Source organism: Nitrosomonas mobilis (assembly GCF_900103035.1).
Lineage (GTDB): Bacteria > Pseudomonadota > Gammaproteobacteria > Burkholderiales > Nitrosomonadaceae > Nitrosomonas > Nitrosomonas mobilis.
Genome location: NZ_FMWO01000079.1, coordinates 1 through 12,186, shown reverse-complemented (window position 1 = coordinate 12,186; position 12,186 = coordinate 1). Strand labels below are relative to the sequence as shown.

General features: G+C 48.1%; 13 protein-coding genes and 1 pseudogene. 5 read left to right on the top strand and 9 right to left on the bottom strand.

The annotated features are described in order from the left end of the window. From NSMM_RS12570 to NSMM_RS12560, 3 genes are all read left to right on the top strand, one after another. Positions 1-699 (top strand): IS1595 family transposase (locus tag NSMM_RS12570; RefSeq protein ID WP_090287954.1); only part of this gene is annotated, 699 nt, incomplete at its 5' end. Positions 700-823: 124 nt separating this feature from the next. Beyond that, complete coding sequence (locus NSMM_RS12565; RefSeq protein ID WP_090287952.1) at positions 824-1,051, top strand: AbrB/MazE/SpoVT family DNA-binding domain-containing protein; 228 nt, start codon at positions 824-826, stop codon at positions 1,049-1,051. After that, a complete protein-coding gene (locus NSMM_RS12560; protein WP_090287950.1) occupies positions 1,048-1,437 on the top strand; it encodes a type II toxin-antitoxin system death-on-curing family toxin in 390 nt (129 codons plus the stop codon). The genes NSMM_RS12565 and NSMM_RS12560 overlap by 4 nt, the downstream gene beginning before the upstream one ends. Before the next feature lie 240 nt (positions 1,438-1,677). Here the strand turns inward: NSMM_RS12560 and NSMM_RS17185 are convergent, their stop codons facing one another. Together NSMM_RS17185 and NSMM_RS17180 are read right to left on the bottom strand one after the other, a co-directional pair. Beyond that, the gene (locus NSMM_RS17185) at positions 1,678-1,782 is read right to left on the bottom strand and encodes a type ISP restriction/modification enzyme (RefSeq protein WP_218121118.1); all 105 of its coding nucleotides are present in this window, start codon (positions 1,780-1,782) and stop codon (positions 1,678-1,680) included. Next, positions 1,749-1,964 (bottom strand): hypothetical protein, encoded by a 216-nt coding sequence (locus NSMM_RS17180; RefSeq protein ID WP_143001942.1) that lies wholly within the window; start codon positions 1,962-1,964, stop codon positions 1,749-1,751. The genes NSMM_RS17185 and NSMM_RS17180 overlap by 34 nt, the downstream gene beginning before the upstream one ends. A 160-nt stretch (positions 1,965-2,124) precedes the next feature. On the opposite strand from NSMM_RS17180, the gene sugE reads away from it, so the two are divergent. Continuing rightward, positions 2,125-2,451, top strand: coding sequence for a quaternary ammonium compound efflux SMR transporter SugE (gene sugE, locus NSMM_RS12550; RefSeq protein WP_090287948.1), 327 nt, complete (start codon positions 2,125-2,127; stop codon positions 2,449-2,451). A gap of 437 nt (positions 2,452-2,888) precedes the next feature. On the opposite strand, the pseudogene NSMM_RS12545 reads toward sugE, so the two are convergent. Next, positions 2,889-3,086 (bottom strand): annotated as a pseudogene (locus tag NSMM_RS12545) (ISNCY family transposase); the annotation flags it as partial. Between the two features lie 629 nt (positions 3,087-3,715). On the opposite strand from NSMM_RS12545, the gene NSMM_RS12540 reads away from it, so the two are divergent. Further along, complete coding sequence (locus tag NSMM_RS12540; RefSeq protein ID WP_245654803.1) at positions 3,716-5,464, top strand: tetratricopeptide repeat protein; 1,749 nt, start codon at positions 3,716-3,718, stop codon at positions 5,462-5,464. 168 nt (positions 5,465-5,632) lie between these two features. Here the strand turns inward: NSMM_RS12540 and NSMM_RS12535 are convergent, their stop codons facing one another. The 6 genes from NSMM_RS12535 to NSMM_RS12515 form a co-directional block, all read right to left on the bottom strand. Next, positions 5,633-6,712, bottom strand: a complete 1,080-nt coding sequence (locus NSMM_RS12535) for a GGDEF domain-containing protein (protein WP_090287944.1) — start codon at positions 6,710-6,712, stop codon at positions 5,633-5,635. A gap of 12 nt (positions 6,713-6,724) precedes the next feature. Beyond that, entirely contained in the window at positions 6,725-7,048 is a 324-nt protein-coding gene (locus NSMM_RS17175; RefSeq protein WP_425412380.1) for a transposase, read from the bottom strand. Beyond that, entirely contained in the window at positions 7,041-7,478 is a 438-nt protein-coding gene (locus NSMM_RS17170) for a transposase (RefSeq protein WP_425412379.1), read from the bottom strand. Before NSMM_RS17170 ends, NSMM_RS17175 begins: the two co-directional genes overlap by 8 nt. Positions 7,479-7,798: 320 nt before the next feature. After that, positions 7,799-8,488, bottom strand: coding sequence for a VIT1/CCC1 transporter family protein (locus tag NSMM_RS12525; RefSeq protein ID WP_090287942.1), 690 nt, complete (start codon positions 8,486-8,488; stop codon positions 7,799-7,801). A gap of 154 nt (positions 8,489-8,642) precedes the next feature. Beyond that, positions 8,643-11,045 (bottom strand): DNA internalization-related competence protein ComEC/Rec2, encoded by a 2,403-nt coding sequence (locus tag NSMM_RS12520; RefSeq protein WP_090287940.1) that lies wholly within the window; start codon positions 11,043-11,045, stop codon positions 8,643-8,645. 188 nt (positions 11,046-11,233) lie between these two features. Then, positions 11,234-12,184, bottom strand: coding sequence for an IS1595 family transposase (locus NSMM_RS12515; RefSeq protein WP_090287939.1), 951 nt, complete (start codon positions 12,182-12,184; stop codon positions 11,234-11,236). Positions 12,185-12,186: the final 2 nt, after the last annotated feature.

The following is a 12,186-nucleotide window of genomic DNA, read 5'->3' as shown; positions in this document are numbered from 1 at the left end:
CTGTCACTGCATGAATTTCTGCATCAATATGGCACGGAAGCACAATGTGAAGCAGCATTGTTTGCTGCGAGGTGGCCACATGGCTGGAGATGCCTGCGCTGCGATGGGGAGCGATATTCCTGTACCCATAACGGCCGCAAGCTATGGGAATGCCTGGATTGTGGCTACCAATGTTCTTCAATTGTCGGCACCGTGTTTGAAAATACTAAATTACCGCTAAGAACCTGGTTTCTGGCCATTTACTTGATGACGCAAAGCAAGAATGCGGTCAGTGCATTGGAACTCAAACGTCAGCTGGGGGTAAGTTACAAAACGGCATGGTCGATCAAGCATAAGCTGTTACAGACCATGCTGCTGCGCGAAGAGCAACGCCGTCTGGATGGACGCGTGGAGGTTGACGATGCTTATCTGGGAGGTGAAAGGCCGGGAAAGCGCGGGCGGGGCGCGGCAAGTAAGACGCCATTTGTAGCGGCAATACAAACAAACAGCGAGAGGAAGCCACTTTATATACGCTTGACTCCCGTAGCGGGTTTTACATATAAAGCGCTCAAACAGTGGTCGGCTGAATGTCTGTCATCTACTGCACGAGTCGTATCTGATGGTTTGGGGTGTTTCGGGGCGGTTACGCATACAGCCGCGCAGCATGAGCGCCGCCGCAACGACAGAACCTCTTTCGATCAGTATATTGAGAATTTCTGAGACAGGTAACTAATCAGGGATCTTTTTAAGGATTGTAAAGTTCACCAAGATTATTGAATTTTTCAAACTGAAATTAACTTTTGCTATCATGTGTTATTACATTAGTTATAACTTTAGGGTTAACATGATTGAATTGAAAGTCAGAAAATTTGGCAATTCTCTTGGTGTTGTTTTGCCAAAAGAAGTAGTTAATCATTTGCGTACCGGGGATGGGCAACGGCTATTTTTAACTGAGGCATCTGATGGAAGGTATCTTATTACGCCATACGATCCTTTATTTGGTGAAAAAATGGCAAAAGTAGAAGATATATGTAACCGATACCGTAACACACTACGTGCATTGGCGAAGTGACAGCACCGGTCTGGATAACTGAGCAGGATGCACTTGCCATCCATGAGCGTTTAATTTCTCTGCATGGTGGTGCATCAGGCATTCGCGATAGGAATCTTCTGAAATCAGCACTTACAAGACCGCTCAATTTTTTTGCCTACGATCAGCAGCCGGATAATTCCCTCTTGACCGCTAGTTACACCAGCGGGATTCTGCAAAATCATCCTTTTGTGGATGGGAACAAACTGACAGGATTTGTAATTGGCGTATTATTCCTCGAACTCAACGGCTACAGGTTTACCGCCAGTGAAGAAGATTCAACACAAGCTGTATTTTCCCTTGCTGAAGGCTCTCTTGATGAACTTGGATTTAGGTTGTTCATTGAAGATAACTCGATTGCACCGTAACTGAGATGAAAACGGCACCAAATATAATAAATAAAGCGAGAAATCTTATCACCGGGGTTTGCTTAAAATTGAGTCAGCGACCTGTTGCGAAACGCTTCTCTTGTAACAGAGAAGCTTGATCCAAAACGACTCCTTAGATGGTCAGCTTCGGCAGTTTGTTAACAATCGCCAGGGTTTTAAGACTAACAGTGATAACCTGCAGAAAGAGTTCAAGCGAGTGTCTGGTATTGCCCATCGCTTCTATTGCCCAGTCTCGTTGGCATCATTGGTAATTCCGCTGTTTTTGTCAGTCTTGACACCTTGACGTTCCACTACCCAGTCGAGCGCAGGTTTGCCATTGACCACATAGTCGTAGGCTTCTTCCGGAATATTTCCCTTCGCTTCCCGGAAAATTGCTCCATAAATCCTGCCAATTCAGCTTCAACAGCTTGTTCCAGCAGTTGTTTGGCTTCCGTCCTCAACAACTCTGTCAACGAATCACTACGCCGATCTGGACCTGTCAGTTCAACAGCGGTATGCTTCTTCATTGGATTTCGCCTCATTAAGCAATTTTTGTTAATTTTTCTTCTATGAAATCAATGAGCGATTTGGACGAAAATCGCTTAATGCGACAGAACCTTTAGAAGTAAGGACGACCTCACTTCTCTATTTCAATCGGAGACGGCTCCAATAATCAGAGAGGTTTCAATGAATTCTAGCTGGGTTATTCTTGTTTTTGCCGGATTATTCGAAATTGGATGGGCGATTGGACTTAAATATACCGAAGGTTTCACTCAATTATGGCCCACCTTATGGACTGCGCTCGCAATAGTGATGAGCGTTATCCTACTTAGTTTAGCAATGAAATCGCTGCCAGTAGGAACTGCATATGCCGTTTGGGTTGGCATAGGTATAGTTGGCACGGTAATATTCAGCATTGTTTTGTTCGACGAGCCAGCCAATATTTTTAGATTATTTTGCCTTGGACTTATAGTGACGGGTATTGTTGGTCTCAAGCTTGGAACATCGGCTTAAAAGCTTTTTCCAGCCGATGCCTTTTAAATAACGTAGTCACGGGATATTTGCCCATAGGGTAATACGACTGATTTGCACGGCGGCGATGAAGGACGTAGCGTTTCAATTCGAATATCATGAAGCCAGTCTTCGAAGAAATTATACTTGTAGACAAATCAGCTGCCGACATCAAACCCAAAGCCATCAATACGTACAAAATCAGGATCTTCAGAAAACTCGATGCCAGATCATCGTACTTAGCGCCTGCCAGAAAATCCCACTTTTTTACGAGAGAGCTGCCTGCTTTTTAAGCAATGCGAGTGAAATTCTATGCAGCGATTGGCGTAAAAAGCTTCTGGCTGGATTTTTCGGTAAGCATTACAAAAACCAGGTTTTTGTCTGACACCAGGCGCTATTTTCCCGAGAACCCAGGTTCTCATCAAGAATAGAGCGGTCTCTCAGGCCATCTGCCGGTACTTTGAATGTTGCGCGTTGGTTTTTTGTTCACGTTCCACATCCTGCTGCCACAGAATATCGCCGATGCGGTGGATGTTGCGAGCGACAATCGCCGGAGCAACGTAGCGCTTGAAGCTATCGATACCATGATCCGAGAATTTGTCGAGGCCGTGTGCTTCCAGGGCATTAATGACTGATTCATTCACTGTTTTTATACCGCGGATTGCTTCAAGCACAGCTTTAGCTTTCAAATTACCCGTAAAATTCTTGCGCTTTGTTCCACTCATCTCCTGCTCCTTTTACAACAGGTTACCATCCTAATTTGCTGTCCGAAAATTAGGGCCCACTATACTTTTTACAATAAGCATGTAGCATTACCATGCTCTTTAGTGGTCAACCTCTATACGAATGCATTGATGATCTCGCTTAATGCGACGGAACCCCTGTATATTAAAATGGCACGGGGCCCTGGCTTTACGCGCAAAGCGGTTTTTGACTGAACTACCGCTGACCCCGCGCCAGGTTGTATAGTTACTTCCGACGCATTGAGTTGTCTTGCCGGAGTTACTGATGCCGAGTGGCGCTTATCATGCATTCGATTTCGCCAAATACGGAACCCGTTACCTTGGTGCGTTTATTTACTTTTCAACCAGCGCTTCTATCTTGAAGCGCTGCCGAGCAAGACGGACTTCCCGCTAACCGTCTTGCTCGTGTCAGATTCATTGTTGAACCGACGACGGCGGGAACCTAGTTAAAATGAGGTTATGTCGGATAATAACAGCAGTGACAGCTTTAAAAATATTTACTCAGTAAAAATAGAATGTTAGCGATGTTTTTTTCAAAAATGGCTATTTTTCAGCAGGCTCATATTTACAAGGAGATATTAATGAAACCCACGATACTTAAACTCGTAATGGCAGGGCTTGCGCTGGCGGTCGCAGTTATTCCGAATTTATTTGCTCAAACCGGGAAGCAAAACGAATCCACCGATAGGGCGAGCCAGTCGAAGGTAGACGATCTACATACGCCGAAATTTATGGATCTTGGACCTCATACTTTTGCCGTCAGCACACAAAACAAAGAAGCCCAGCTATATATTAACCAGGGAATAAATCTTGCTTACGCGTTCAACCATGCCGAGGCCCGTCGAGCGTTTCAAGAAGCAGCAAGGCTCGATCCAACGCTGGCAATGGCGTATTGGGGCCAAGCCCTTGTACTAGGCCCTAACATCAACGCGATGATGGAACCTAATGAGGAACCGCAGGCCTTAGAACTAGTAAAAAAAGCCAAATCACTCATGACGCAAGCTTCTGCAAAGGAGCAAGCACTAATTAACGCCCTGGAAAAACGTTATTCTGGCAATGACAAACAACGCACTGCAAACGACCAGGCTTATGCGAGTGCAATGCGATCGGTTCATCAGCGTTTCCCAGATGATCCGGATATTACAATGTTTTATGTAGAGTCGATGATGGACCTTCGTCCTTGGGATTATTGGATGCCTGATGGTCATCCATATCCCGGAACAGCAGAAATTATTGCGCTGACTGAAGCGGTAATGCAGCAGCACCCAACCCACCCTGGCGCTTTGCACATGTACATTCATCTTATCGAGCCAACAGCTACGCCGGAGCGTGCCGCAAAGGCTGCAGATACCTTGTTAACTGTGATGCCTGCTGCGGGACATATGGTGCATATGCCATCACATATATATCAGCGAGTTGGGCGTTATGCAGACGCAATGAAAAGTAATCAACTGGCAATTGAAGCTGATGAGCAATACATCAGACAGAGTCATACGCAAGGAATATATCCAATGGCGTACTATCCACATAATATCCACTTTTTGTGGTTCGCCGCGACTGCCAGCGGTCAAAGTAAGATAGCCATTGAGTCTGCGTTGAAGGTAGCGGGTAAAGTAGACGATGAAATGCTACAGGAATTTCCTCTAACCGCAGTATTTCGCATGGTGCCTTATTGGACATTCGCACGATTCGGCCTTTGGAAAGAAATTCTTGACGAACCTGCGCCACCATCAACAAATGCTTTTCTAAAAGGCAGCTGGCACTATGTGCGCGGCTTGGCATTTGTCGCAACGGGAAAATTACAGTCAGCCAAACAGGAATTAAATATCCTGCGGGAAATTATGACCGATCCATCACTGGATGGGGCGTTGTTCTCAAAAAACACACCACGTACCGTGTTACAAATCGCGCCTGAAGTACTGGCTGGTGAAATTGCTGCTGCACAGGGACAATTCGATGCCGCCATTACGCACCTTGAGCGTGCGGTTCGCTTCGAGGATGCTTTGGTCTATACAGAGCCGGCGGAATGGCACTATCCACCACGCCTGGCTCTCGGTGCAATCTTATTAGAATCTGGACGTCCGGTTGAAGCAGAAACTGTATATTGGGAGGATTTACGAAAAAACCGAGATAATGGCTGGGCACTTTACGGAGTGTTGTTGGCGCTGAAAGCACAAAACAAAACGTCTGAAGCAGCGCTTATTGAAGCACGTTTTAAAAAAGCTTGGGCTGACGCTGATGTAGAACTAACAGCATCACGTTTTGGACGTTAAGTAGAAGAATTTCGATAAAAGTTCAACTAGCGGGCTCGAACAAGCTATCCATAACACGGCACTATCAAGGCTGCGCCTCGATTAGCTGTTGAAACTGATTTGCGTAACCACTCGATTTTAGGTTAATCAGGTGGTTACGCAAATTTATGACCACCCACCAGTGAACACCTAGTGAGCCGATTCCAAATCACCTGCAACTACTACCCGGTTACGGCCATTTTTCTTCGCTTCATACATTGCGGTGTCTGCACGCTCAAGTAATATTTCGGGATGATCGTCTTTTCTCAGCATCGCCATTCCAAGGCTAATAGTTATATCGATGTCAAATTTCTTTGCGTGAATAGGAGTGTCAGCAATCCCTTTACGTATTCGTTCCGCGATAATCTTTGCCAGCGCTAAGTCGGTATTTTCCAAGATAATGACGAATTCCTCTCCACCAAACCGGCCAATCATGTCGAAGCCGCGAATTGCCGCTTGGATTCGCTCTGCCGTATGCTTGAGCACGATATCGCCGACGAGATGGCCATAGGTGTCGTTGACTCTTTTGAAGAAATCGAGATCCGCCATTATCACACATAGGGGACTGCCATTTTGCTTCGCTTCATTGACCTGACGCTCAAGAGTATCCATTAGGCTGCTGTAACTCAATACGCCGGTGAGGTGATCGATCGCAACTTTTTGGTGTAACTTTAAGGCTTCTTCGCTCAATTTATCGAACGTCTTTTGCAACTCATCAGCCTCAACCAGATGGTAGCCTTCTACCGTCAGATACACGCTTAATGAAGTGATTTTAAAAACACAGTCCACAAGAGGCCATAGGGTCTTTGGATCGGACTTGCATTGAGTCGAGAGGCTATCGACCAACGCTTGTTGTATAAGGCAAAGCTGTAAATGCAAAACTCCCAAAGGAACTTTTTTGTGGGCCCATGCTACAGCAACACCTAATCGCTCTTCAAAATACTTGGGTGTATCGAAATTTTGGCCGAACCCGCATAAGTAATCAATCCAAAACTCCTTAAAGGATTCGATGCCAATATTTTCCTTTATCAGCAAGACGTCTTCACAGATAGCGAAAGAATCGAAGCAAGAACTTACCAATGCCTCGGTTTTTCCCTCTATGAATTCTCTCCGAAGACGCTTCGCGTGCTTACCGTGTTCCGCATCTAATCCCAATAATGAAATGGTTTTCTGGATTCGCTTGCAATCAAACCCGAGCATTAAGCAGTTAGATACAATCTCAGAATTCATTATTTTTCCTGATTAGAAAGATTCTTCAGCTTGCCGTAGCCAACATGCTGGGCGAGGCCCGATAATGTCTGCGGAAACGAACAGACGGCTTCCATCTTGGAACCCCGGTTGAAAACAACTCAATCCATCGGAAGTAACTATACAACCTGGCGCGAGGTCAGCGGTAGCCCAGTCAAAAACCACCTTGCACGTAAAACCAAAGATCAGTGCCATTTTAATCATACAGGGACGGCCTTCGGCACCGAACGAAATGGCCGCCACAAAAGGCACCTTACTTTTAGAGTCCCGGCCTGCCTTGCCGCCAGCTAATTCCCCGTCAAGGTAAGCATCATCCACCCTGATATTGCCACATAGCGTGTACCTGGCATCTCATTCGGCCATCGCCTGCATCAGCTTCTGTTGAATTCAGCCAAACCGTGGGGTAACTCACACCCAGCTGCCGCTTGAGGTCGAGTGCCAACAGGCCGATTTTCGCTTGGCTGATCAGATAAATTTCCAGGAAGCAGATGCTTAGCGGCAAGTGGATGCGTTGGAACAAGGCGCCTGCGATCCGAGATGTCCGCAGTCCGCAGCACCTGCATCGGAAGTTTTTGCGTTTTTCTGCCTTAAGCAAGCGGTAATTCGTGTTGCCGCAGTCTGAGCAGCTGAATCCTTGCGGCCAACGGGACGTTCTCAATGCATCCGCGCATTGTTTATCTGTGCCAAGCTTCGCAAGAAGTACAGGTAAGAACAAGCCTGCCTGGAATTGGATACGGTTCACGGTCATGACAGTTCCTCTTCGAGGAGTTTGTTTGAGTCAGTATGCGCCGTATCATAGAAAAAATCGGGCTTGGTTGAGCAACCTTTCTAATCAAAATATCTTTTGATGTTCAACACTATCAAGAACAAATTACTTTATTTACTTCCCTTTCCTTCTAATTCCCGTCACAAACAGCACTCCCTAACCAATCAGCTTTATCAACCTTACATAAAATAATTGTCAACTTTATTGATTTTTTATCAACATTAAATCTTTGTATCGATTCTAAGCCCAACAAAACGGTCAAAGAGGCGCGCTGCACTTCTGCATAAAAAACCAATTTCTGATCACGCGGCTACGCCAAATAATTTCCCCGCTGCCGCAGTTAGGCTCATGGCAAGGGCTCCCCAAAATGTAACTCTGATGATGCCAGTAGATATCGCCGCCCCTCCCGCGTGTGCGGCCAGCCCTCCCAAGGTGGCCAAAAATATCAGTGACGAAGCCGAAACGATGGGAATGAGCTGGGTGCCTGGCACATTCCATGCGGTTAATAATGGTAATGCAGCACCAATAGTAAACGTTCCCGCAGAGAAGAATGCTGCCTGCATTGGGCGAGCTCTGGCATTTTCTGTCAAACCTAGCTCATCCTTTGCATGCGCTCCCAGTGCATCATACGCCATGAGTTGTTCTGCCACCTGTTTTGCCAAATTCGTATCCAGCCCCCTTTTTTCATAGATATCCGCGAGCTCTTGCAACTCAAGTTCATAATCATCGTTTAATGATTTTCTCTCAAGCTCAAGATCTGCCTTTTCCGCGTCTGATTGAGAACTTACTGACACATATTCACCTGCGGCCATGGACATTGCGCCGGCGACCAAACCAGCCACGCCAGCAAGAAGAATATCCGCACGCGCAGCATGAGCCGCCGCAACGCCGATAACGAGACTCGCTGTCGAAACGATACCATCATTCGCACCAAGAACAGCCGCGCGTAACCATCCCACACGATGTGATCTATGCATTTCACAATGACTCATATTTTTCTCCGGAATATTCTTTAGAGCTTCCTGATAAGTACGATTAGTTCAATATATTTCATAAGTTTACATGATGACCATAGCAAGCAGGTACTTCAGTGCAGCATTTGCAGCACTTGAAAAACTCGAACGCAGATCGACAATATGCTTCCTATCAGCGCATGGCAGGGGTGGTATTAACAGTCCCATGCCAGAAACGGCGTTGAAGCTTTCTTGCAGTGTCGATGGCAATGCCGTGGCGAGTCAGGCGCAGCAGGATGGCGCCATCGTGGTCACTGCGCAGGATGCGGGCGCCTTGTTCACGATAACGGTTGACGACCTCTGGATGCGGATGGTTAAAGGGATTGCGGTAACCAACCGGGAAAATGACATATGTTGGATTGACTTGCCGCACAAATGCAGCAGAGGAAGAAGATTTGCTGCCATGATGTGGCGCGATCAGTACGGTAGCTGGCAAGGTATCACGTGCACGTTGCAATAATTCCTGTTCAGAAGTCCGACCAATATCGGCTGGCAGAAGCACGCTGCCATGGCGGGTCGTGATTTTCAACACACAACTGAATTCATTACGATTGCGTTTACTGCCTGACGATTTGCTTTGGTCGGGATGCAGAATGGCAAAGTGAACGCCATCCCACCACCAGTCATCGCCTGCACGACAGTGCTGATGATCAGCAATCGCCTGTTTGATGGGATGGCTTGCTTCCAGCGACCCAAGCAGCGATTGAGTTGACAGACTGGTCATTACTGACAGTGCCCCGCCACTATGATCGCTGTCTGCATGCGAGACGATCATACGGTCGAGTGCAGTGATTCCTTCGCCACGCAGATAGGGCACGATAATCTGTTTGCCACTATCGATTTCACCGTAATTCTGGCCAGTATCAAATAGCAAATTATGCTGCCGGGTACGCGCTGCCACTGCGAGTCCCTGTCCGACATCAAGTACGGTCAGCCAGAGCTCTCCTTCTGCGGGCCGATCTGGTGAGTTCAGAAATAGTGGAAAAACGGCTAATATTCCCAACCAGCGCGCCGGAAACCCTGCAACCACACCCAACCCAAATCCACCCGGCAGCAACAACCAGATCATTCCGATGACTGCCGCGACGACTGTCCAGAATCTCGGCGCAGGCTGTTGCCACACTGCCAGCGGCATTTCCGCCAGCCATTGCAGGATGATCATCAGACCCTGCATGGCAGTATGCGCAATCGACAGCATAAACTCCAGTCCAGGAATAAGCGCGAGCAGGGTAAAAGGCACGACAGCAACCGTCATCCACGGGATGGCAAATGCATTGGCAATAGGTGAAACCAGCGAAACCTGTCCAAACAGAAACAATAGTAATGGCAGCAGCCCCAGCGTGATTGCCCACTGAATACGAATCCAGCTGATCACGATGCCGGATTGACCGATACGGCCGGAGACCGTCAAACCAATCAAACCAACTGCAGCAAATGACAACCAGAAACCCGGTGAAATCACCGCCCAGGGATCCAGCAGTGTCACCACCAGTAACACCCAGCCGAGCACCGTCAGCAGCGAGACACGTCTATCCCACCACAAGGTAACCGATAGGATGGCCAGCATCAGGAAGGCGCGTCTGGCTGGTACGGCGAATCCTGACAGCAACGCATAGATCAAGGCAGCGACAAGCCCTGCTACGATGGCGATTTTGCTGGCCGGCAGCCACAAAGCCAATCCAGAATGACGTCTCCATAGCCAGTAAATTAGGCTGAATACCAACCCGGAAACCAAGGTGATATGCAGCCCCGAGATTGCCATCAGATGATTGGTGCCGGTACGGGTAAAAACATTCCACTGCGCTTGTGGAATGGCGCGCTGATCGCCAACTGCCAGTGCAATGAGCGGCCCGGCATAAGGTGCATCTTTAAGAAAGGACTGCATAGCGTCGCGAATCTCGGTACGCTTGCGTTCAAAAAAGTAACGTGGGTCACGCGCCAATATTTCAATCCGCTGATTGGTGTCCGCAATCCGCACATAACCAACCGCACGAATATCCCGCTCGAATAACTTTGCTGAGTAATCGGCAACATGGGGATTGAGATTGCCATGCGGGCGCTTGAGCCGGACTGTCAATTGCCAGCGTTCCCCTGCGGTTATATCGGGCGGCGCCAAGTCTGCTTGCCGATCGTTTCTGTACCAGGAAAGCAATATATTATCTGGTACGATCGCTGCGGGGGTCAGGACCTGCTCGACATGAAACCGGAAATGAATACTCCGTGAACCAGATTGCGGCATCTCTGTTACCACGCCGATGACGGCAATATCTTGACCTTCCCAGGCGAGTGGCAAGGTATCCACCAGTCTACCGTGCGCCCAGAGTGCCGCCCAGAAAAACCCTGCCCAGAATGCCACCACCAACATCAGCAACCTGCCCGCCCATTGTATTTTCCGTGATTCTCCCGGAATAAGTACTCCCGCTGGCAGCCCGATCAAGAGCAGCAAGGCACACCAGTACATTTCGGGCAATGACGGCTGTTGCAGCAACAGCGCGACGCCCAGAACAAAAGCAACACTGTAGATCCCGATCAACACGACTTAGGGGAAGATTGGTTGGAGCATGAATAAAAAGGTCGGGGCAACGATTATAGCAGCCGAGTGTTTTGAGCAGATTCTGCATCCATTTGGCAGACTCACCAGCATGACGTCAATGCGACTGATTCAATCACTCCTCCCCGATAACTTATCCATAAATCAGATAAACAAGTCAAAATATATCCTGATTAGTTACCTGTCTCAGAAATTCTCAATATACCGATCGGAAGAGGTTCTGTCGTTGCGGCGGCGCGCAGCAATCGCGGCACCATGGCAGCCAAATCAAAACGGCGATTGAAGCGATAGGAGAATTCTGCAAGATAGCGCTGTGCATACTTGGCGTGATTGAATGCATGGTAGGTTCCGCTGAAGGCAGTCTTGAGATTGCCAAGAAGCGTATTGACCCAGCGAAACTCGGCACGCTGCACAGCAGATTTGCCACTTCCCACAATATGGCGCTCATGCTGCGCGGCTGTATGCGTAACCGCCCCGAAACACCCCAAACCATCAGATACGACTCGTGCAGTAGATGACAGACATTCAGCCGACCACTGTTTGAGCGCTTCGTATGTAAAACCCGCTACGGGAGTCAAGCGTATATAAAGTGGCTTCCCCTCGCTGTTTGTTTGTATTGCCGCTACAAATGGCGTCTTACTTGTCGCGCCCCGGCCGCGCTTTTCCGCCCTTTCACCTCCCAGATAAGCATCGTCAACCTCCACGCGTCCATCCAGACGGCGTTGCTCTTCGCGCAGCAGCATGGTCTGTAACAGCTTATGCTTGATCGACCATGCCGTTTTGTAACTTACCCCCAGCTGACGTTTGAGTTCCAATGCACTGACCGCATTCTTGCTTTGCGTCATCAAGTAAATGGCCAGAAACCAGGTTCTTAGCGGTAATTTAGTATTTTCAAACACGGTGCCGACAATTGAAGAACATTGGTAGCCACAACCCAGGCATTCCCATAGCTTGCGGCCGTTATGGGTACAGGAATATCGCTCCCCATCGCAGCGCAGGCATCTCCAGCCATGTGGCCACCTCGCAGCAAACAATGCTGCTTCACATTGTGCTTCCGTGCCATATTGATGCAGAAATTCATGCAGTGACAGGCCTGCCTGAAACTGAATTTTATTCATCGCCATTG